This window comes from Kribbella sp. NPDC049174 (assembly GCF_043197365.1).
GTDB lineage: Bacteria > Actinomycetota > Actinomycetes > Propionibacteriales > Kribbellaceae > Kribbella.
Genome location: NZ_JBICSZ010000003.1, coordinates 394392 through 415754 on the forward strand (window position 1 = coordinate 394392; position 21363 = coordinate 415754).

A 21363-nucleotide genomic window follows, 5' to 3' on the forward strand; every position below is an offset into this window, starting at 1 on the left:
GTCACACCGCCGACCCGAAGTTGCTGACCCACTGCCTGAGGTCGGCGGTCATCGAATCCCACACTCCCGTCAGCAGCAGCAGTCCCACCGCGATCATCAGTACGCCGCCGATCCGGATCACCAGCACCTGGTGGGCCCGGACCCACGCCACCGCGGCCAGCATCCGCCGGAACGCCAGCGCCGCCACGATGAACGGAATGCCCAGCCCGAGACTGAACACCATCGCCAGCGTCGCACCCCGCCCGGTGCTGCCCTCGGTCGCGGCCAGCGTCATCACGGTCCCGAGCGTCGGCCCGATACACGGCGTCCAGCCGAATCCGAACAGTACGCCGAGCAGCGGCGCCGCCGCGATCCCGACGGCCGGCACCCGGTGCACCCGCAGATCCTTCTGCAGGAACCCGAACCCGCCGAGGAACACCAGCCCCAGGACGACGGTCAGCGCGCCGAGCACCCGCGTGATCGCGGTCTGGTGCTCGAGCAGAGCATCACCGGCGGCCCCGAAGACGACGCCGGTGAGGATGAACACGGCCGAGAACCCGGCCACGAACAACGCGGTCCCGGCCAGCATCCGCCCACGTCGTTCCGACCCGAGCTCGGCCGCGGACAGGCCGGTGACATAGGACAGGTAGCCCGGCAGCAGCGGTACGACGCACGGCGAGAAGAACGAGATCGCGCCGGCCAGCACTGCGATCGGCAGTGCCACCAGCATCGAGCCCGTCATCGACTGGGCGAACCACTCACCCATCAGCCCGAAGCGTCCTTCACCATGCCTACCAAGGTCTGCTTCGACACCTCACCGAGCACCCGCGCGGCGACCTTGCCGTTCTTGTCGATCACCAGGGTGCTCGGGATCGCCGACGGACTGATCTGCCCGCCGCGGAAGCCGAGCAGCAGTTTGCCGCTCGGGTCGAAGATGCTCGGGTAGGTCATGCCGAACTCCTGGGCGAACTTGCGGGCCGGCGCCTTGTCCAGGTCCCGGGTGTTCAACCCGACGAACTGCACCGACGGGCCGAGTTCCTTCGCCGCCGCGACCAGGTCGGGAGCTTCCTTGCGGCAGGGGTTGCACCACGAACCCCACACGTTGAGCACGACCACCTTGCCGGTGTGGTCGGCCAGGTTCCAGGTCTTGTCGTCGAGGGTCGTGCCGGTGAGGGCCGGAGCCGGTTTGCGGTCCGCCGGAGCGAACACGGACACGTTGCCCGAGCCGCTGACGAAGCCGGTCTGCCCCTGCCGGTTCTCCGAGGCCTGCTGGCCCGACGAGCAGGCCGTAGCGGCCAACAGCACCGCGGCGACCACAACCGACGTACGACGAAACATCACGCGCCGCCCACGAACTTCTTCGGGTTCTTGATCGGCAACAGGTCCTTGGCCGGCTCGGCGTACCCGACCGAGACGATCGACTCGCCGTGGAAGGTGAACGAGGTCAGGCTGGCCAGGCTGCACTGCCGCTTGCGCGGGTCGTGCGGCAGCCGGCGGCCCTCGATCGCGGACCGGACGATCCAGATCGGCAGCTGGTGCGACACGATCAGCGCCTCGTGTCCGGCCGCCTTCTGCCGGGCGGTCTCGATCGCGTCCCGCATCCGGCGGACGATCTGCTGGTACGGCTCACCCCAGGACGGCTTGATCGGGTTGCGCAGCAACCACCAGGCGCTGGGGTTCTTCAGCGCGCCGTCCCCGACACCGAACTTCTTGCCCTCGAACAGGTTCGCCGCCTCGATCACCCGCTCGTCGATGTCCGGGGTCAGCCCGAACACCTTGGCGATCGGCTCCATCGTCTCCTGGGCCCGCTCCAGCGGCGAGCTGACCAGGTGGACGATGTCGCGGCCCTTCACGTGGTCGGCCACGCGTTCGGCCATGGTGCGGCCGAGCTCGGACAGGTGGAAGTCGGGGATCCGGCCATAGAGCACGCCGGTCGGGTTGTACACCTCGCCGTGACGCATCAGGTGCACGACCGTCGTTTCGGTCACCGCTGCCCTCTCCATAGTTCGGTACAGCCCATCAGTTCGGTACAGCCTTCAGTTCTGTACTGCGGCCGCCGCGCGGGCGGCCGGCGCCAGGGCGGACTCGAGTTCGGCCAGCGCGTCGTCGTCGATGGCGCTACTGACGAACCAGGCCTCGAACGCGCTCGGCGGCAGGTAGACCCCGGCGTCCAGCATGGCATGGAAGAACGCCGCGAACCGGGGCAGTACCTGGGCGTTCGCCCCGGCGAAGTCCCGGATCTCGGCAGGTCCCTCCGAGGACTCCACGAAGAAGACGCTGAAGAGGTTCCCGGCCGCCTGGATGACGTACGGCACACCTTCCTTGTCCAGCGCGGTCCCGACCAGCCGCTGGATGGTGGCCGAGGTCTCGTCGAGCTTGGCGTAGACCTCGTCGGTTGCCAGCCGCAACGTGGTCAGCCCGGCCGCGGTGGCGACCGGATTCCCGGACAGGGTGCCCGCCTGGTAGACCGAGCCCTCCGGCGCCAGATGGGCCATCACGTCGGCCCGCCCGCCGAACGCGGCCGCCGGGAAACCACCGCCCATCACCTTGCCGAACGTCATCAGATCAGGCTGTACGCCGTCCACGCCGTACCAACCGGAGCGGGTGATCCGGAAGCCGGTCATCACCTCGTCGGAGATGAACAGTGCGCCGTTGTCCTTGCACACGGCGGCCAGGAAGGCGTTGAAGTTGTCCCGCGGCGGGACGACGCCCATGTTGCCCGGCGACGCCTCGGTGATCACGGCCGCGATCTGGTCGCCGTACTCGGCGAAGGCAGCGGCGACGGCGGCCTGGTCGTTGTACGGCAGCACGATCGTGTCCGCCGTGGTGGCCTCGGTGACACCCGGCGTACCGGGGATGCCGAGGGTGATGACGCCGGAACCGGCCTGGGCCAGCAACGCGTCCACATGGCCGTGGTAGCAGCCGGCGAACTTGACGATCTTGTCGCGACCGGTGAATCCGCGGGCCAGCCGGAGCGCGGACATGGTCGCCTCGGTCCCGGACGACACCAGGCGGACCTTGTCCACCGGGGTCCGGGCGACGATCTCCTCACCGAGCAGCACCTCGGTCTCGGTCGGCGTCCCGTACGACGTACCGCGGGAGACCGCGGCCTGGACGGCGGCGGTCACCTCCGGATGGGCGTGGCCGAGCAGCATCGGTCCCCAGGAGCACACCAGGTCGAGATAGCGATTGCCGTCGGCATCGGTGATGTGACATCGGTCACCCGATGCCATGAAACGCGGCACGCCGCCGACGGCGCGGAACGCACGCACGGGAGAGTTGACCCCGCCCGGCGTGACTGCGGAGGCCCTCGCGAAGAGTGCGGCGGACTGTTCTGTGTGGTCGGGCACGGCCGCCATTCTCCCCGACCTGCCCGCCGGTCCGATCGGCGGGCAGGGCCGATCGGCCGGGATCGAGTGCGGGCAGGGGGTTCACAGGTGCGTTGTTACGCGCCAGTATGGGTACCCGGTGACCGCTCGTACACGGTCTGGTCCGGCGCGTAACCCACGCACGGGGCGGACGTTAGACCAATAACGACGGCGACCGACCAGACGAAATGACGTGTCCGCGGCGTGGGGCCGGGCAGCTCGATGAGTCACGGAGGGGATCATCGATGGCGAAGGGCAAGCGCCGCGCCACGGGTAACGGATGGCGTCAGGTGGCGCCGCTGATCCCGTTGGCGTTGTTCGCGAGCGCGTTCACCGTCAGCGCCACGGACGATCCGGCAGTTGCCACCGCCTCGCTGGAGCAGGGACTGTCCGGCAGGGATCCGGTCGTCGTACCGGCCAAACCGATCGCCGTGCCGGCCAACGTGCCGGTGCCGGGTGTGGTCGGCCACGGTGTCGACCCCGGCGAACAGCCGACCCAGGTCGTCTCCGGCCTGTCCCGCAACGGGATCCCGACCCTGGCCCTGAAGGCGTACTCCCGGGCCCAGCAGGTGATGGGCCAGGTGGACCCGGCCTGCAACCTGCCCTGGACGCTGGTGGCCGCGATCGGCCGGGTCGAGTCGAACCACGGCCGCTTCGGCGGTAACGCGCTGAACTCCCAGGGCGTCGCCGTGCCGGGGATCTTCGGCCCCCGGCTGGACGGCGTCAGTACGGCGCGGATCACCGACACCGACGCGGGTGCGTTCGACGGTGACGGCGCCTTCGACCGCGCGGTCGGCCCGATGCAGTTCATCCCGGGCACCTGGCGGTCGATGGGTGTGGACGGCGACGGCGACGGGGTGCGGAACCCGCAGGACATCGACGACGCGGCCATGTCGACCGCGGTCTACCTGTGCTCCGGCAAGACCGACCTGTCCAAGGCGAGCGATCTGAACTCGGCCGTCCTGCGCTACAACCACTCCCAGCAGTACGCCGACCTGGTGCTGAGCATCGCCAAGGCGTACGCCGGCGGCAGTTGGATCGCGGTCGGCAACGGGACCGAGGACGACGACCAGGGCATCGACCGGGCCGGCGACCAGATCGGTGACGACCTGATCGACGCCCCGGCCGACGACAACCTGCCGCAGGCGGCGGACAACCCGACCTACCCGTCCACCGTGAAGCCGACGCCGTCGACCGTGGACCAGAGCGGCAAGCCGAGCACGGATCCGACCAAGACCCCGCCGTCGACCACCAAGCCGACGACGAAGCCGACCACCAAGCCGCCCGCTGACGACCCGACCACCTCGACACCCAAGCCGCCGACCACGACGACGCCGACCGCACCCGGTGTGGCGACGCTGCAGACGGCCGCCGGCCTGATCGTCGGCACGGTCGGCAGCACGGTGGGCGAGCTGACCAAGGCGACGCAGTACTGCCAGGCCGAGATGGCGAAGGTGACGATCACCAAGCCGTCGCAGGACCAGCTGCAGAAGTGCGTGACCGCCTACCAGACCGGCGGCACGAAGGCCGTCGACCAGGTCATCCGCAACCTGCTGTCTCTGCTCGGACTGCTGGGCATCCTCGGTGGAGGCCTGGGCGGAAGCTGACCTACTGACCGGCGCGCCTGCCCCCACCCCTCCCTGGGCGCGCCTCTGGCGACGCCACGGAGCACCTCCCCCCGGCTTCGTGGCGTCGCCCCTTTTAACGTTAGATACAGCTATCGTTCTACGGCCCAGGCCTTCTCGATCGTCTGGCTGATCTTGTTGCCGGCCAGATCCGTCGCCGTCACCCGGATGTTCGCGTACGACGCCGCACCCGGCGCGACCGGGATCCGCGCCCCCACCGCGCCGCCGAGTCCACGCGGGCTGAGGTGGAGCCGCTGCCACGTCGTACCGTCGTACGAGATCTCGGCGGTGGTCCGGAACAGGCCCAGGCCGCGGGCACCCGGCTGATATCCGGGCTTCAGCTCGAGCCAGCCGTCGGCCACCGTGTAGTCGACCTGGACGAGTGGCAGCACCGATCGTCCGGGCGCCGGCTTGGACAGGAACCGCCACTCGGTGTGGGTCGCGGTCGAGGTGGTCGCCCAGCTGTTCGGCCCGCGCTTCTGGTCCAGGACCAGGTCGTACCAGGCGGCCTTCGCCGGGACTGCGAACTGCGCGACGGACCAGTCCTTGCTGCCGAGCTCCACACCGTTGCTGCTGAGCTTCAGGCTCGTCACGTCACCGCGATCGCCCCAGCCGTAGGTGTCGCCGTCGCCACTCACATACTGCGGGATCGCAATCCGCAGCGCGTTCTCGAACCGGGCGGCGGGCAGGCCCTCGGACTCGCTGCCCGTGGCGTTGTCCGGGGTCGCCGGACGCATCAGCGACTCCCACCAGCCGCGGGTGACCTTCTCGTTCGGCCGGTAGCCTCGGGCGATCGTGTACTCGTACCCGGACTCGTTCCACTCCCCTGCCACGGTCCTCTCGTCCCACGTGACGCCCTTGACGTCAGTGGCCAGGTAGTCGGTGCGGACGACCGGGCCGGTCACCTGACGGGTCGAGGACAGACCGGTGGAGATGCCCGGCAGGTGGGCGGACCGCTGGTCGAGGTGCAGGTACCACGCGTCGTTGCGGTGGTAGTTCGTGGTCACCGCGGCCGGGCGCATCTTTCCGATGTCGTACGTCAGCGGGCCTTGCACCGTGGACGGCCCGACCGCCAGGTCGTAGCGGTAGGTGCTGTCGAGCAGACCGTTGAGCTGGAACGTCACGGGACCCTTGGCCAGCAGGTCGAGCAGTTGCTTCCCCTGCTCGGCGCGGAGCAGGTAGAACGGAATGCCCTGCTCGGATCCGGTCGACCAGTATCCGGGCGCTTCCTTGTACATGAAGACTGCCTTCGCGCCGGCGTCCTTGGCCGCCTTGACCTGCTTCGCCACCTCGTTCAGCGAACGCCAGCGGACCAACGCCACCTTGTCCTTGGCTCCGGCCAGCTCGGCCGCCGTACCGTCGCCGCCGTTGTGGAGCGGCAGTTTCTCGTTCCCCACGAAGACAGTCCGGTACGACGCCTCGTCCGGCGTCGGCAGGCGGAAGCTGCTGACCGTGCCGCTGACGTCGACGGTCAGCTTGGGCTGTGCGAGGTCCCAGCGCTGCACGACCTGGAAGGTGCCGTTGGCAACCTTTCCGAAGTCCTGCACGTAGACACCGTTGGCGACGCGCTCGTTGTAGGCCCAGCCGGAGACCGCGTCGCGGTTGCCGATCTTGCGGTGCCAGGCCAGGCCGATGCTCTGCGCGTCGGCGCGCAGCGGGGTCTTCACCGTCACCTTGTTCGCCGTCCGGGCGTCGAAGGTGAAGGTACGGTCGCGATCGATCCACTCGTCCGGGTCACCCATCAGGGTGACCGAGTTCGTCCAGTTCGCCTCGTCGCCGCCCATCGCGTACGCCATCACGCTGTACCGTCCGGTCGGCACCTCGAGGGTCCGGCTGCCGGTCTGGTCGAAGGCGATCGCGTTCACGTCGCCGGTGTCCTGGTTCCACAGCTGGACGCCGCTCGCCCCGGCCTTCGTGGTCGCGGGCTGACCATCGCGCCCGATCCCCTTCACCGTCACCTGGTGCAGTCGTCCCGCGGCCGCGAACCCGAGCCCGGTCCGGTACGACGAGTTGCCCGAACGTGCCGTGAGTACGCCGGAGTACTTGGCCGGCTGGGTCTTGGCCAGGTGCAGGGTGACTACGGCGGACGCCGTACCGCCGGCTGGGATCGTCAACCGGGACGGGCTGACCGTGACGGCGGCCTTGACCTTGGCGGGTGACTGGGCGCCGACAGTCAGGTCGAGGGTGACCGACTTGTTCGAGTTGTTGCGGTAGGCAACCTTGCGGGTGACCGGTTCGGGTGCGGTGGGTCCGCTCCAGGAGAGGTCGCCGAAGAACAGGTTCGCGGTGTCCGGCAGGACCTCCGGGTCGAGTGCCTTCGGGATGTCGATCCGGCCGAGACCCTGCTGGTCGACCCTTGCCGCGGCCGACGGGACAGCGGTCGCGGCAAGGGCGGCCTTCAGTTGCTGGCCGGTCCAGTCCGGGTGCCGCTGGGACAGGATCGCGGCCGCGCCGGCGACGTGCGGAGTCGCCATCGAGGTGCCGCTCATCGCCGTGTAGTACTGGCTGAGCACGTGGCCCTGCTCGGTACCGGCCGCGCGGGCGGCCGCGATCTCGACGCCGGGTGCGGTCACCTCGGGCTTCAGCGCGCCGTCGCCGAGACGTGGGCCGCGGCTGGAGAAGTACGCGAGCTGGTCGTCACGGTCGACCGCGCCGACGGTCAGCGCCTCCGCCGCCGTACCGGGAGAACCAATGGTTTCCTCGGCGCCGGCGTTACCGGCCGCGATGACGAACAGGGCGCCGCTGGACTTGGAGAGCTGGTCCACGGCCTGGCTCATCGGGTCGGAGCCGTCGGTCGGCCAGCCGCCGAGGCTCATGCTGACCACCTTGGCGCCCTGCTGAACGGCCCACTCCATCCCGGCGATCGCCTCGGAGTCGTAGCCACCGCCGCTGTTGTCGAGCACCTTGCCGATCAGCAGTTCCGCGCCCGGCGCGACCCCCTTGCGCTTGGCGTCGGACGCCGTACCCAGGCCGGCCACGATCGACGCGGTGTGGGTGCCGTGGCCGTGCAGGTCCTGGACCGCCTGGTCGGGGATGAAGCTCTCCGAGGCGATCACCTGCTTGGCCAGGTCGGGGTGGCCGGCGTCGTACCCGGTGTCGAGGACGGCCACCTTGACGCCGCGGCCGTCGTACCCGGACCTCCAGGCGGTCGGCGCACCGATCTGTTTCGTGGACTGGTCGAGGGTGGCGTGGGTGCGGCCGTCGAGCCAGATCTTGCTGACCTGGCTACCCGACTTGAACGTGGTCGGGCCGCTGACGCTGTCCCAGAAGGTCTTGGCGTCGGACTTCTGCACGCTGACGGCGGTGCTGCCGACGCTGGGCAGGGTACGGCGAACGGTCGCGGCCTGTGGTGCGGGCGGGGTGCTGCGGAGGGTCGGCGGAGCGGTGAGGAGGAGCGGCAGCCGGTCGTTGCTGGCGTCGTCGTACCCCTGGGCGACGAGGTCGGTGAGGTTGAACAGTCGCTGGTCGAGGCGGCCTTCGGTGAGCAGCGGATACGCCTCCGCCGGGACCAGGGTGAGATCGCCGTCGAAGTTGCCGAAGTAGTACGGCTCGTCGCTGGTCAGCCGGGCGGAGACCTGACCGTTCGAGCTGGTGGTCAACTCGGCGACGTCACCCGTGACGAGGGTGATCCGGTGCGTACTCGCACCCGGTGTGGGGCGTTCGGTGGTGCTGGTGGTCCCACCGCCGGCGGCCTGTGCCGGGGTGGTCGCCAGCGTCAGGGAACCGGCGACCACCATCGCGAGCAGGCTCTTCGCGAGACGTGACAATCGGGTACTCACAGGGGATACCTCCCGATGCCCCGACCCACGCGAGGCCATCTTCCGGAGCCTGACAGTTGCCCTCAGCCCCGGTCCACCGATCGCCGTGACGTACATCCGCCATGACCGGTTCCGGTCAGTGGGCCCAGCCCCACCCAGGCGTGGGTCCAGGCGGATACCGCTGCGGCCGGGCGCTTCCTAGGTTCGGAGTCATGGAGAAAGACTGTGGTTCGTCGACAACCTGCGGGTGCTGCTGACGGTGCTGGTGGTGCTGCACCACATCGCGGTCACGTACAGCGGGATCGGGCTCTGGTACTACACCGAGGAGCCGACCAGTGGAGCGGTCGAGCTCGGGCTGACGGTCTTCCTCTTGGTCAATCAGGCGTGGTTCATGGGGGCGTTCTTCTTGCTGTCCGGGTACTTCACGCCCGCGTCGTACGACCGGAAGGGACCACGGGCGTTTCTGCGCGACCGGCTGATCCGGCTCGGGATCCCGTTGCTGGTCTTCTACTTCGTGTTCAACCCGATCCTGGCGCACACGATCGGCTCGGGGCCGCTGTGGTTCGTGTTCGCGCTGCTCGTCTTCGACGGGTCGTACGCCGTCCTCCGGCAGCTCAGCCTGAACCGTCGGTTGCGCCCGGCGAAGCCGCTCACCTATCGCAAGGTGTTCGGGTTCGTGCTGGCTCTGGCGCTGGCGACCTATCTACTGCGGATCGTGGTGCCGATGGGCACGTGGGTGCCGGTCATCGACTTCCCGACCAGCACTTATCTACCGCAGTACGTCAGCTTCTTCGTGGTGGGTGTGGTGGCGTATCGACGGGACTGGCTGGCCGGCATCACCACGCGGATGGGGAGGGTCGGGCTCGGGCTGGCGATCGGCGCGACGGTCGTGTTCCTCCCGCTCGCGCTGGGCGTCGGGTCCGACTGGGCCGGGCACGGCACGCTGGCCTCACTGTTCTACGCACTGTGGGACTCGAGCTTCGCGGTCGGTCTGGTGCTCGCGTTGGTCGCTCTCTTCCGGCGCCGGTTCAACACGTCGGGCCCGGTACGGCGGTACCTGTCCGGTCAGGCGTTCACGGTGTACGTGATCCACGCGATGGTGGTGACCGCGGCGGGGCACGCCCTCAGCTCGCTGGACGTGCCCACCATGGTGAAGTTCACCATCGCCGCGGTCGTGGTGCTCCCGGTCTGCTTCCTGCTCGCCGGGCTCGTTCGCCGGCTTCCCGGCGTACGCCGGGTGCTCTGATCAGGCGAAGCGCTTGGCGACCTGCTCCGCCCGGTCCACCAGGTCCAGGTCGTAGGCGACGCCGGGGACGTAGAAGTTCACGTAGTCGGCGCCGGCCTCGAGGGCGGCCTCGACCTTGTCCGCGATCTCGTCCTCGGTGGCGATGAAGTTGTCCTTGTCGAACTTCTCCCGGTTCATCGGGCCGAGCGCCTTCTCGGTCGCCCGCTGCGGGTCGTCACCCTTGTCGATCGGGAAGATGTTGAAGTTGGTCGACTTGATGATCTCGTCGTAGTCGCGGCCGACCTTCTCGCAGTGCTGCCGGATGATGTCGCACTTCTCCTTGATCACCTCGGGGTTGCCGCCGCCGATGTTCGCCGCGTCGCCGTACTGCGCGACCAGCTTCAGCGTCACCTGCGGACCACCGCCGCCGATCCAGAAGCTCGGGTGCGGCTTGCGCACACCCTTCGGCTCGTTGATCGGCTTGTCGATCGAGTAGTACTTGCCGTCGTAGACCGGCTTGTCCTCGGTCCACATCTTGTAGATGATCTCGGTCGCCTCGCGGAAGGCGGCCATCCGCGGCTTCACCTCGGTCCACTCGTAGCCGTACGCCTTCCACTCGTGCTCGTACCAGCCCGCGCCGATCCCGGCGTACAGGCGGCCGTGGCTGGCGACGTCGACGGTGGACGCGATCTTGGCGTAGAGCGCCGGGTTGCGGTAGCCGTTGCAGCCGACCATCTGGCCGATGTTCACCCGCTGGGTGTCGCGGGCCAGGGCCGCGGTCGCGCTCCAGCACTCGAAGGTGGTGTTGTCACTCGGCTCCGGCACGGTGTGAAAGTGGTCGAACAGCCAGATCGAGTCCCAGGACTGGTCGTCGGCCCGCTTGGCGACGGCCGTCATCGCCTCCCACTGCTCCACCGGATCCGCGATCTGCGCCAGATCCATCTTCCAGCCCTGCGGAACAAAAATGCCGAAACGTGTAGTCATGCTGACATCCTTTCCAACCACCCCCACCACGGTCCATCACTCCAGCTACTGAATTTGCACTCAATCAGACCACTCCAACTTCTTAATCCCTCCCACCCTCGTGTCCCGGTGCGCGGGCCGCGTTCGAGGCTGCGTGAGAGCGCTCTAGTTCCGGAACCGGTGGGGTATTGACCGGGGGGTGGGGAGGGCTGAGAGTCGGGCGCGAGACGCGGGTGTGGCCCGCGGCCGAGGCTAGGAGTCGCCCATGCCCAGGTGGCCTGTTGTTCGCCGGTCGAGACGCCGTACGGCGCTCATCACCGTAGGAGCGTTGTTGATCGGGCTGTTGCCGCTGCCGGCGGTGGCAGAGGAGCCGGTGCCGGTGGTGTTGGCGGCGTTCGAGGGGGCGGAGCCGTTTGCGTCGCCGCCGAGTCCGGGGATCTTCGGGTGGGGTAGTGACGGTGACGACCCGCCGACGATGGAACTGCAGGCGCGGGCGGATGCGCCGGCCGGCGAGAAGGTGTTGCACGGGACCTACAACATCAGCGGGTGGGGCGGGTTCAGCCATGACGTGACGTTCGACCAGAACCCTGGTGACTGGTCGGCGCACAAGGGCATCCGGTTCTGGTGGTACGGGCAGAACACCGCGCCACTGCCGCCGGGATCCGGCAAGCGGATCTTCTTCGAGATCAAGGACGGCGGCGCCAACGCCGAGGCCTCGGAACTGTGGAACACCAGCTTCACCGACGACTGGCAGGGCTGGCACCTGGTCGAGATCCCGTTCAGCGACCTGGTCTACCGCACCGACTACCAGCCGGTCGGCGGGATCGACCAGGTGCTCAACCTGACCCACATGTGGGGCTATGCCTTCACCATGCCGGCCGGATCGCCGGGCGAGTTCGCGATCGACCAGGTCGAGGTGTTCGGCAAGGCCGACCCGGCGCTGAAGGCGAGTGTCGTCACCGACGCCGGCGTCTACCCGGTCAAGGAGGGCGGCACCGCGAAGGTCAAGATCTCCGTCGCGACCACCGGCAGCACACCACTCGAGGAACCGGTCACCGTCGCCTACCAGACCGGCACCGGCAGCGCCGGCTCCGACGACTACACACCGGTCACTGGGACCTTCACCTTCCCAGCGGGTACGCCGTCCGGCGCGTCGCAAACCGTGGACGTCGCGACCCGCAAGGACCGCACTGCCGAGGTCGCCGAGACGATCCCGCTGGAACTCACCGTCACCGGAGCGAAGGCGCCGTCGACCCAGCCGACCGTCGTGATCAACGCGCACGACCTGCCGTATCTCAACAGCAAGCTCCCGCTGAAGAAGCGCGTCACGGACCTGCTGGCCCGGATGACACTGGCCGAGAAGGTCGGCCAGATGACCCAGGCCGAACGCAACGCACTCCGGTCGCGCACCGACATCGCGTCGTACGCGCTCGGCTCGTTGCTGTCCGGCGGCGGCTCGGTGCCGACGCCGAACACCCCGGCGGCGTGGGCCGCGATGATCGACAACTTCCAGCTGAACGCGCAGGCGACCCGGCTGCAGATCCCGTTGATCTACGGTGTCGACGCCGTCCACGGGCACAACAACTTGGTCGGCGCGACGATCCTGCCGCACAACATCGGCCTCGGCGCGACCCGTGATCCGGACCTGGCTCGCCGGACCGGCGAGGTGACCGCGACCGAGGTCCGCGCGACCGGCATCCCGTGGGACTTCGCACCGTGCGTGTGCGTGGTGCGCGACGACCGCTGGGGCCGGGCCTACGAGGGGTACGGCGAGGACCCGGCGCTGGTGCAGTCGATGGCGACCGTGATCACCGGCATGCAGGGCAAGGCCGACGGCAGCCAGCTCAAGCAGAACAACCGCGTCCTGGCGACGGCGAAGCACTTCGTGGGCGACGGCGGTACGACGTACGGATCGTCGACGACCGGCTCGTACAAGATCGACCAGGGCATCACCGAGGTCACCCGTCAGCAGTTGGAGACACTGCACCTGGCGCCGTTCAAGACGTCGGTGGATCTCGGCGTCGGCACCGTGATGCCGTCGTACTCGAGTGTCGCCATCGACGGCCAGGCCCCGGTGAAGATGCACGGTAGTGGTGAGCTGATCAACGGGGTGCTGAAGGAGCGGATGGGCTTCGACGGGTTCGTGATCAGCGACTGGCAGGCGATCGACCAACTGCCGGGCGACTACCCGAGTGACATCCGGACGTCGATCAACGCCGGCCTCGACATGATCATGGTGCCGACGAACTACCAAGGCTTCACCCAGGGCCTGACCGACGAGGTCACCGCCGGCCGGATCCCGCAGGCACGGATCGACGACGCGGTCCGGCGGATCCTGACCGAGAAGTTCCAGCTGGGCCTGTTCGAGCACCCGTACGCCGACACCTCGCGGATCGCCGAGGTAGGCGGCGCCGCACACCGGGCGGTCGGCCGTGAAGCGGCGGCCAAGTCCCAGGTGCTCCTGAAAAACGACGCCGATCTGCTGCCACTGGCCGCGACGAACAAGGTGTACGTCGCCGGCAGCAACGCGAACGACCTGGGCAACCAGATGGGCGGCTGGAGCATCAGCTGGCAGGGCGGTTCGGGTCCGACGACCACCGGTACGACGATCCTGGACGGGATCAAGCAGGTGGCGCCGTCGGCAACATTCAGCGCGGACGCATCGGCTCCGCTGGACGGTCATGACGTCGGCGTGGTCGTGGTCGGCGAACGCCCGTACGCCGAGGGGATCGGTGACGTGGGCAACGGTCACGACCTGTTGCTGTCGGACGCCGACAAGGCCGCGGTGGACAAGGTGTGCGCGGCGATGAAGTGTGTCGTGCTGATCGTGTCCGGCCGGCCGCAGGTGATCGCCGACCAGCTCGGCGCGATCGACGCTCTGGTCGCGTCGTGGCTTCCCGGCACCGAGGGTGCCGGTGTCGCCGACGTGCTCTTCGGCAAGCGGCCCTTCACCGGTCGCCTCCCGGTCAGCTGGCCCCGGGCGGAGGATCAGCAGCCGTTGAATGTCGGTGACGCGGCCTACGATCCGCAGTACCCCTACGGTTGGGGTCTGACCACGCAGGCGACAGCTCGGCAGAAGTTGACCGAGGCGCGCAACCTCCTGCTGCAGCAGCGTGATCCGTATGCGCTGGCCGCAGGTGTCGCAGCCGGTGTCGCACTCCACGTCAAGGACTGGTCAGGGCCGCAGGCAAGCATCGCGCTCGCCGCCCTCGCCCAGTCCGGGAAGTACCTGGAGCAGACCACGGCGGACTCGTACGCCCAGGGCGATGCGGTGGTCAGTGCGGCCCGCTGGATCGCACAGAACCAGATCGGGGCGAACGTCGACGAGCCGACCTCGAAGCTCACCTCCGATGCGGAGCACCTGCTCCTCACCGGGAGCCTCCAGGCCGCGGTCGGCAAACTGGCCGCGGCCTACCGGCTGAAGTAAAGCCAATGGGCGGGACGGAGAAACCCTCTCATCCGTCCCGCCCATCACCACGTCGACGCCCCTGATCGCCAACGCCCCCGCGTGGTCCCCCAGCTCAGCGCCGTTCGGACAGGTAGACGCAGGCTCCGGCGAAAAGGTTCGAAACGGTCTAGACCGGCGTCAGTTCGCGGTCGCGGACCTCCGGCGCCGCGGCGGCCGCGAGCTTGTTCGGCCACCAGGCCTTCCGTCCGAGCAGGACCATGATCGAGGGCAGCATCACGATCCGGACCAGCGTGGCATCGATGAGGACGGCAACGGCCAGGCCGACACCCATCTGCTTCATCTCGAGCATGCCGAGGGTGGCGAAGACCGCGAAGACCGAGACCATCACCGCGGCCGCACTGGTCACCACACCGGCCGACTCGGTGATGCCCTTGCGAACAGCCTCCCGCGGCGTCAACCCCGCCGCGACACCTTCCCGGATCCGGCCCAGCACGAACACGTGGTAGTCCATCGACAACCCGACCAGGATCACGAACAGGAAGAGCGGGATCCACGACACCACGAACCCGGCCGATGTGAACCCGAGCAGCCCCTCTGCCCACGTGTGCTGGAACACCAGCGCCAGGACACCGAAGCAGGCAGCCACCGAGGCCAGGTTCAGCAAGGTAGTCACCAGCGCGATCGCCAAGCTCCGGAACGTCACCGCCATCATCACCAGCGTCAACGCCAGCACGAACGCGATCACATACGGCAGCCTGTCCCGCTGATTGTTGCCGTAGTCAACCGACTCGGCCGACTCGCCACCGACCGCCCAGGTCACCGACCCCAGCGCGGCCGGCGCCAGCTCGGTCCGCAGCTGACTCAGCGCGGCCTCGCCGTTCGCACTGCTCTCCGGCAGCACCGACACCAATGTCAGCACCGCGGTCCCGTCCGCCTGCCGGATCGCCTCCCCCGGCGGTACGACGAACTTGCCGGACTGTACTGCGGTCTCCTGCAGCTCGGTCAACGCCGAGACCGCACCTCCGCCCTGCGCGACCACGTCGTACGAGAGGCCGCCCTGGGACGGGAAGTTCGCCTGTAGCTCCTTGAACGTGCGGACCTCGGGGATGCTCTGCGGCAGCGTGTTCAGATCGGCCGGCTCGGTCTTCATCCCGAGTGCCGGTACGGCGAGCGCCACCACGGCGACCGCGGAGATCGTCAGTGCGGCGCGCGGATAACGCAGTACCGGAGCCAGGATCCGACGGCTGATGCCGCCCGGGCCGATGCGCCGGTTGAGCCGCCACAGCAGCGGGACGCGCGGCCGGTCGACCCGGTGCCCCAGCTTCGCGAGCAGCGCGGGCAACACGGTCAGCGAGCCGAGCACCGCCACCGCGACGACCACGATCGTTGCCGTTGCCATCGACGTGAAGGTCGCATCCTGCGAGACGTACAGGCCGGCCATCGAAACGATCACGGCGAGACCGGAGACGACCACCGAGTGCCCGGAGGTCGCGGCCGCGATCTCGACCGCGTCCAGGGTGCTGCGGCCCTTACGGCGTTCCTCGCGTTCACGCTTGAGGTAGAAGAGCGAGTAGTCGACGCCGACCGCCATACCGATCAGCAGGACGACGTTCGCCACCGAACCACCGTCCGGGAACAGATAGGACAGCGGCGCGTAGAAGCCGAGGGCGGCGCCGACGGCCGAGAACGCCAGCAGGACCGGGATGCCGGCCGCGATCAGCGCGCCGAAGGCCAGCAGCATCAACGCGAAGGTGATCGGCAGGCTGAGCTTCTCCGCCTTCGCGAGATCGGAGCCGACCTGTTTCCAGATCCCCGCGTCCACCGACGCACTGCCGGCCTGCGTGATGCTCAGGTCCGGGTTCGCCTGCTGCACCTCGGCGGTGGTGGCGACGATCTTCTCGATGTTGTCGGACGCGTCGTCCGGCGTACCTTTCAGCTCCATCGGGACGAGCGCGGCCTTGCCGTTCTCCGACCAGACCGGCTGCCCGACCGCCTGGATCGAGTCCAGCGCCTTGAGCTTCTGCTGGAGCTGGGCGATCGCCGTACTCGCGGCCGCCTTGTCCAGCGGGCCGTCCGGGTCGGTCAGCAGGACGGTCTCGGTCGGGCGGTCGCCGAGTCCTGCCTTCTCGATCAGTTCCGCCGCCTGGCCGGACTGGCCGACCCAGGTGTCCTTGCTCTCTGTCTGCTGCTTCGGGATGGCCACCGACATCCCGACCGCGACGACGACGAGCAGCAGCCAGAGGCCGATCGCCCGCCATGGATGAGTCGCACTCCACCGCGCGACGCGCACAGTTACTGATCCCCTGCTCACCCTGGCCCACCTCTCGTTGGTTCGGTCAGGACGAGCCTGACCGGAGCACGGGCGGAACTCAGGAGTCTTGAGCCCCCCGGTGAGGTGGACCTAGGCCTACCCTGCGACGGGTTCGACGGTGCGGGAGCGGAGTCGGCGGAGCATCCGGGCGTCCTCGAAGCCGACCGCCCGCGCGGCCGCCTCGACCGTCGTACCGTGGCCGATCAGGTGTTCGGCGCGCTCGAGCCGGAGGAGTTGCTGGTAGCGCAGCGGGGTCAGCCCGGTTGCGGTGGTGAAGATCCGGGTCAGGGTCCGCTCGCTCACGCCGACCTGGCCGGCGAGGTCGGAGAGCAGCAGGCGGTCGGCGTACCGGGCATCGATGACGTCCTGCACCCGGTGGGCGAGATCGCTGAGGTGACCGCGATGCCGCAGCATCGCGCTCTCCTGCAACTCGTCACCGTTGCGCCGCGCGTAGACGACCATCTCCCGCGCCACCCGCGCGGCCGCCTCGGCACCACGCGCGACAGCGACCAGATGCAGCGCGAGGTCGATGCCGCTGGCGATCCCCGCGGACGTGATCACGCGATCGTCCATGACGTAGAGGACGTCCCGCACGATCGTCGCCTTCGGGTACCGCGCGGCCAGTTCGTCGGTCAGGTCGTGGTGCGTGGTGTAGCGCCGGCCGTCGAGCAACCCGGCCGCCCCGAGCGCATCGGCTCCCGAGCACACACTCGCCACCGATCCACCGGCCGCGTGGTGACTGCGCAACCGCTGCCTGGTCTCCGGCCCGATCGGCGGCACCGGCGACAGTCGCGGCGACCTCCACCCCGGTACGACGATCAGGTCGTTCGGACCGAGGTCGGGCCAGGCCAGCCGGGCCTTCACCGGAACGCCCTGGGCCGTGAGGATCTCGTCGGTCTCGGCCACGTAGCTCAACCGGTAGCCGTACCCGAGGTCGTTCGCGGTCGAGAAGACCTGCGCCGGCCCGGCCAGATCCAGCAGGTGCAGCTTCGGCACCAGCAGGAAGGCCACCTGGGTAGGGCTCATCTGGTCAGGATGGCACGGGTACGGCGGTCAGTTCGTCGAGCGTCCGAATGGTGGCGAACCGTCCCGCGAGCGCGTACTCAGTTCGCTCGGTGACGATCTCGGGACTGAGTGTCCGCGGATCGGCCAGGACCTCCTCGAGGGTCGCGTCGGCCGGCATCGTCCAGTGCGGCAGCGGGGTGGTCGCGGTCGCCTCGGTGACGAACACGACGTCGTACCCGAAGTCGGAGGCGACCCGGGTGGTCGTCTCGCAGCACTGCTCGGTGCGGATGCCGCTGATCACCAGCTCGGTGACGCCGTGCTGGGTGAGGAGCTGCTGCAGATTCGTTGTGGTGAAGGCGTTGTGGGACGTCTTGGTGATCAAGGGCTCGCCGGGCAGCGGCTCGAGGCCCTCGATCAACCGGACGTGGCCGTTGACCGGGTCGAACGCACCGCCGGTGCCGGGCTCGGTGTGCAGCACCCACACCACCAGGTCGCCCTTGTCCCGGGCCGACCGGACCAGGCGGTCGACCCGCTCGGCGATGTCGGGGTGGTTCACGGCTCGCCAGTTCGGGCGGACCCGGAAGGACTCTTGGACGTCGATCACGATCAATGCGGTTCGGCTCATGACGACCATGCTCGCGGCCGGCCGCCGTACCGGAGAAGGCCCGATCGGGGCCACTGGCGGACCGATCCGGTCAGCGGTGGCGCAGCGTTTCGATTGTCGTGCAGTCATCGGACGAATTCGAACGGTGACGAACTGTTCCAAACATTGGACTGGCGTGCCTATGGTGCCCGGGTCGGCGTGAGAACGCTCTCGCCGGCCCACCGTCGATTCAGTGAGGGGAATGCGATGCCCGACCACCTACCCCGCCGCCAGGTCCTCCGCACGGCCGGCGTGCTCGGGCTGGGCGCCGCCGCCGCGGGCGCTCTCAGCAGCGCCGCGGACGCCGCCACCCAGGCCAGTTCGACCGCTGGTACGCCGGATAAGTTGACCGCCATGGGCGAACACCACGGCAAGTTCGAGATCCGCAAGGACCCGTTCGGCACCACCCCCGACGGCCAGAAGGTGGACGTCTACACGTTCACCAACGGCCGGGTCACCATCTCGATGCTGACCTGGGGTGCCACCATCCAGCGGGTCGAGACCCCGAACCGGCGCGGCCGGACCGAGAACATCAGCCTCGGCTTCGACAACCTGCCGGACTACGCGACCCTCAGCCCGTACTTCGGCTCGACCATCGGGCGGTACGGCAACCGGATCGCGAAGGGCAGGTTCACCCTGGACGGGACGACGTACCAGATCCCGATCAACAACGGCGAGAACGCGTTGCACGGCGGCACCATCGGCTTCGACAAGAAGGTGTGGAAGGCCAAGGTCGTCCGCGGCGACAAGGCTGTCGGGGTCGCGTTCAGCTACGTCAGCCCGGACGGCGAGATGGGCTTCCCCGGTGAACTGACCACGACCGTGACCTACACGCTGGACCGGCGGGACACGCTGCGGATCGAGTACCACGCGACCGTCGCGGGCAAGCCGACCATCGTGAACCTGACCAACCACGTGTACTTCAACCTGGCCGGTGAGGGCAGCGGCTCGATCGACGGCCACGTGCTGCAGATGGACGCACCGTCGTACACCCCGGTCGATGCCGGGCTGATCCCGACCGGCGAGATCGCGCCGACGGCCGGTACGCCGTTCGACTTCAGCAAGCCGACCGCGATCGGCAAGCGGATCCGGGACGACCACCCGCAACTGGTGATCGGGCGCGGGTACGACCACAACTTCGTCCTGGGCGCCGACGCCGGCAAGGACGGCCTGCGCTACGCCGCCCGCTTCTGGGAGCCGGAGGAAGGCCGCACGGTGACGGTCCACACCACCGAGCCGGGTGCGCAGTTCTACAGCGGCAACTTCCTCGACGGCACCTTCCAGGGGATCGGCGACAAGTCCTACCGCCAGGGCGACGCCTTCGCCTTCGAGACCCAGCACTTCCCCGACTCCCCCAACCACCCCAACTTCCCGTCCACCGTCCTCCGCCCCGGCGAGACCTACACCTCCACCACCACTTACACCTTCGGCACCAAGTAGGAGTCGTCGGTCCCCGATCGGCCGCGCCGCCAGACTGTTCCCTGGCGGTCGCGGCCGGTCCATTGTTCGAGGGCGACGATGTCGGCCGACGCGCCCAGTTCGCGTTCCAGCAGCCAGTAGGCCAGGTCGACGCCGGCGAACCAGCCGGTGCCGCAGGTGACCAGGTCGCCGTCGTCGACGATCCGGGCGTCGATCACCTCGGCCCATGGCGCCAGGCGTTCGTAGTCGGCGCGGTGGGTGGTGGCAGGACGGCCCTCGATCAGGCCGGCGGCCCCGAGCAGGAGGGATCCCGAGTCGATCCCGGCCAGGATCAGGTTGTTGCCTCCGGCCCGCTTCGCCTCGGCCAACTGCTTCGGAATCACCCCGCGCTCGATCTCCTCCAGGATCCAGCCGCCGGACACCGCGAGGACCCGCGCCGTGCCGGGTGACCACGGCTCCAGCCCGGCGAACGTCGTCCCGTAGCACCCGGTCACCTCGGTCACCCCGTCAGCCGTCACCAGCCGGGGATCCACCGCCAACCCGCGCCGCTTCGCGTTCGCGAACACCGCGTACGTCGCCAGCGCGTCGACCTCGGCCACTCCTTCGAACATCAGTACGTCGATCCGCATGCACCCCAGCCTGCTGTGGTCGAAGCTTGGAAGGGGAGTGGCTGGAAAGACATCATCAGCTAGATTCGCGCCATGACCAGAGTCGCCGTACTCGCCCTCGAAGGCGCGATCGGGCTCGAACTGGCCGGCGCCTGTCAGGTGTTCGCCAGCGCCGGGGGCCGGTACGACGTCCGCGTCTGCGGCTCACCCGGTACGACGCTGATGGCGCACGACCAGCCCATCCTCCGGGCCGAAGCGCCGTACCCGCTGACCGAAGCACTCCGCGCGCACACCCTGATCGTGCCCGCCGCCTTCGAACCGGCCGACGAGGTCGTGGAACTCGTCCGGGAGGCGCATCGGCGCGGAGTGCGGATCGCGTCGATCTGTACCGGAGCATTTGTGCTCGCGGCGGCAGGCGTACTGGACGGACGGCGAGCCGCGACGCACTGGGCGCATGCGAACGAGCTCGCCCGCCGCTACCCGGAGGTCGAGGTGGTGGTCGACGCGCTCTATCTCGACGAAGGCGACGTACTGACCTCCGCGGGTATTACCGCAGGCTTGGACCTCTGTCTGCATCTGGTCCGGCGCGACCACGGTTCGGCCGTCGCGGCCACGGTCGCACGGCGGCTGGTGATGGCACCACATCGCGACGGCGGTCAAGCCCAGTTCATCACCGCACCCGTTGTCGCAGGCAACGATTCCCTCGAGCCGGTGATGCGCTGGATGCGCGACCACCTCGCCGAGCCCCTCACTCTCACCGCCATCGCCGCCCACGCCGCGATGAGCCCCCGCACCCTGTCCCGCCAGTTCCGCGCCCAGACCGGCACGACTCCCCTCCAATGGCTCATCCGCCAACGCCTGACCCGCGCCCAGGAACTCCTCGAAACCACCACCCTCCCCATCACCCAGATCGCCACCCTCTCCGGCTTCACCACCCCCCTCCTCCTCCGCCAGCACTTCACCAAGACCTTCGCCACCACCCCCACCACCTACCGCCGCACCTTCGCGGACCACACGTAGTTGGGCATTGCCCGCATCGGGCAACGGGCG

At 68.8% G+C, this 21363-nt stretch carries 15 protein-coding genes; 5 read left to right on the forward strand and 10 right to left on the reverse strand.

Annotation, left to right across the window (positions count from 1 at the left end; all coding sequences use genetic code 11):
- Position 1: 1 nt before the first annotated feature.
- The 4 genes from ACGFIF_RS19215 to hemL are packed head-to-tail and all read right to left on the reverse strand — an operon-like array spanning position 2 to position 3338.
- Positions 2–745, reverse strand: a complete 744-nt coding sequence (locus ACGFIF_RS19215) for a cytochrome c biogenesis CcdA family protein (protein ID WP_393156028.1) — start codon at positions 743–745, stop codon at positions 2–4.
- The gene (locus tag ACGFIF_RS19220; protein WP_393156799.1) at positions 745–1317 is read right to left on the reverse strand and encodes a TlpA family protein disulfide reductase; all 573 of its coding nucleotides are present in this window, start codon (positions 1315–1317) and stop codon (positions 745–747) included. Before ACGFIF_RS19220 ends, ACGFIF_RS19215 begins: the two co-directional genes overlap by 1 nt.
- Positions 1317–1982, reverse strand: coding sequence for a histidine phosphatase family protein (locus ACGFIF_RS19225; protein WP_393156029.1), 666 nt, complete (start codon positions 1980–1982; stop codon positions 1317–1319). The genes ACGFIF_RS19220 and ACGFIF_RS19225 overlap by 1 nt, the downstream gene beginning before the upstream one ends.
- A 33-nt stretch (positions 1983–2015) precedes the next feature.
- Positions 2016–3338: a glutamate-1-semialdehyde 2,1-aminomutase gene (gene hemL / locus ACGFIF_RS19230; RefSeq protein ID WP_393156031.1), complete on the reverse strand. Its 1323-nt coding sequence runs from the start codon at positions 3336–3338 to the stop codon at positions 2016–2018.
- A 254-nt stretch (positions 3339–3592) separates the two neighbouring features.
- On the opposite strand from hemL, the gene ACGFIF_RS19235 reads away from it, so the two are divergent.
- Complete coding sequence (locus ACGFIF_RS19235; protein ID WP_393156032.1) at positions 3593–4954, forward strand: lytic transglycosylase domain-containing protein; 1362 nt, start codon at positions 3593–3595, stop codon at positions 4952–4954.
- Between the two features lie 110 nt (positions 4955–5064).
- Here the strand turns inward: ACGFIF_RS19235 and ACGFIF_RS19240 are convergent, their stop codons facing one another.
- Entirely contained in the window at positions 5065–8751 is a 3687-nt protein-coding gene (locus ACGFIF_RS19240; protein WP_393156033.1) for a S8 family peptidase, read from the reverse strand.
- A gap of 220 nt (positions 8752–8971) precedes the next feature.
- Between ACGFIF_RS19240 and ACGFIF_RS19245 the strand changes: the two genes are divergently transcribed.
- Positions 8972–9976 (forward strand): acyltransferase family protein, encoded by a 1005-nt coding sequence (locus ACGFIF_RS19245; protein ID WP_393156800.1) that lies wholly within the window; start codon positions 8972–8974, stop codon positions 9974–9976.
- Here the strand turns inward: ACGFIF_RS19245 and ACGFIF_RS19250 are convergent, their stop codons facing one another.
- Positions 9977–10939 carry an LLM class F420-dependent oxidoreductase gene (locus tag ACGFIF_RS19250; protein WP_393156035.1) on the reverse strand — a complete coding sequence of 321 codons (963 nt, stop codon included), beginning with the start codon at positions 10937–10939 and terminating at the stop codon, positions 9977–9979.
- 244 nt (positions 10940–11183) lie between these two features.
- Here ACGFIF_RS19250 and ACGFIF_RS19255 point away from each other — a divergent pair, with 244 nt between their 5' ends.
- Entirely contained in the window at positions 11184–14345 is a 3162-nt protein-coding gene (locus ACGFIF_RS19255) for a glycoside hydrolase family 3 N-terminal domain-containing protein (protein ID WP_393156036.1), read from the forward strand.
- Positions 14346–14493: 148 nt separating this feature from the next.
- On the opposite strand, the gene ACGFIF_RS19260 is transcribed toward ACGFIF_RS19255, so the two are convergent.
- The 3 genes from ACGFIF_RS19260 to ACGFIF_RS19270 all read right to left on the reverse strand — a co-directional run bounded on the left by ACGFIF_RS19260 (position 14494) and on the right by ACGFIF_RS19270 (position 18268).
- Positions 14494–16638 carry an MMPL family transporter gene (locus ACGFIF_RS19260; protein WP_393156038.1) on the reverse strand — a complete coding sequence of 715 codons (2145 nt, stop codon included), beginning with the start codon at positions 16636–16638 and terminating at the stop codon, positions 14494–14496.
- Positions 16639–16734: 96 nt separating this feature from the next.
- Positions 16735–17664 (reverse strand): GlxA family transcriptional regulator, encoded by a 930-nt coding sequence (locus tag ACGFIF_RS19265; protein WP_393156040.1) that lies wholly within the window; start codon positions 17662–17664, stop codon positions 16735–16737.
- A gap of 4 nt (positions 17665–17668) precedes the next feature.
- Positions 17669–18268, reverse strand: a complete 600-nt coding sequence (locus tag ACGFIF_RS19270; RefSeq protein ID WP_393156042.1) for an isochorismatase family protein — start codon at positions 18266–18268, stop codon at positions 17669–17671.
- A gap of 225 nt (positions 18269–18493) precedes the next feature.
- Between ACGFIF_RS19270 and ACGFIF_RS19275 the strand changes: the two genes are divergently transcribed.
- Complete coding sequence (locus ACGFIF_RS19275; protein WP_393156043.1) at positions 18494–19726, forward strand: aldose epimerase family protein; 1233 nt, start codon at positions 18494–18496, stop codon at positions 19724–19726.
- On the opposite strand, the gene ACGFIF_RS19280 is transcribed toward ACGFIF_RS19275, so the two are convergent.
- The gene (locus tag ACGFIF_RS19280) at positions 19705–20334 is read right to left on the reverse strand and encodes a DJ-1/PfpI family protein (RefSeq protein WP_393156044.1); all 630 of its coding nucleotides are present in this window, start codon (positions 20332–20334) and stop codon (positions 19705–19707) included. The genes ACGFIF_RS19275 and ACGFIF_RS19280 overlap by 22 nt on opposite strands.
- A 72-nt stretch (positions 20335–20406) precedes the next feature.
- Here ACGFIF_RS19280 and ACGFIF_RS19285 point away from each other — a divergent pair, with 72 nt between their 5' ends.
- Positions 20407–21333: a GlxA family transcriptional regulator gene (locus tag ACGFIF_RS19285; protein ID WP_393156046.1), complete on the forward strand. Its 927-nt coding sequence runs from the start codon at positions 20407–20409 to the stop codon at positions 21331–21333.
- The last annotated feature ends 30 nt before the right edge of the window (positions 21334–21363 follow it).

Coding starts and splice junctions, on each gene's coding strand:
- ACGFIF_RS19215 (WP_393156028.1), bottom strand. CDS start 745: ATGGGTGAGTGGTTCGCCCAGTCGATGACGGGCTCGATGCTGGTGGCA.
- ACGFIF_RS19220 (WP_393156799.1), bottom strand. CDS start 1,317: ATGTTTCGTCGTACGTCGGTTGTGGTCGCCGCGGTGCTGTTGGCCGCT.
- ACGFIF_RS19225 (WP_393156029.1), bottom strand. CDS start 1,982: ATGGAGAGGGCAGCGGTGACCGAAACGACGGTCGTGCACCTGATGCGT.
- hemL (WP_393156031.1), bottom strand. CDS start 3,338: ATGGCGGCCGTGCCCGACCACACAGAACAGTCCGCCGCACTCTTCGCG.
- ACGFIF_RS19235 (WP_393156032.1), top strand. CDS start 3,593: ATGGCGAAGGGCAAGCGCCGCGCCACGGGTAACGGATGGCGTCAGGTG.
- ACGFIF_RS19250 (WP_393156035.1), bottom strand. CDS start 10,939: ATGACTACACGTTTCGGCATTTTTGTTCCGCAGGGCTGGAAGATGGAT.
- ACGFIF_RS19255 (WP_393156036.1), top strand. CDS start 11,184: ATGCCCAGGTGGCCTGTTGTTCGCCGGTCGAGACGCCGTACGGCGCTC.
- ACGFIF_RS19265 (WP_393156040.1), bottom strand. CDS start 17,664: ATGAGCCCTACCCAGGTGGCCTTCCTGCTGGTGCCGAAGCTGCACCTG.
- ACGFIF_RS19270 (WP_393156042.1), bottom strand. CDS start 18,268: ATGAGCCGAACCGCATTGATCGTGATCGACGTCCAAGAGTCCTTCCGG.
- ACGFIF_RS19275 (WP_393156043.1), top strand. CDS start 18,494: ATGCCCGACCACCTACCCCGCCGCCAGGTCCTCCGCACGGCCGGCGTG.
- ACGFIF_RS19280 (WP_393156044.1), bottom strand. CDS start 20,334: ATGCGGATCGACGTACTGATGTTCGAAGGAGTGGCCGAGGTCGACGCG.
- ACGFIF_RS19285 (WP_393156046.1), top strand. CDS start 20,407: ATGACCAGAGTCGCCGTACTCGCCCTCGAAGGCGCGATCGGGCTCGAA.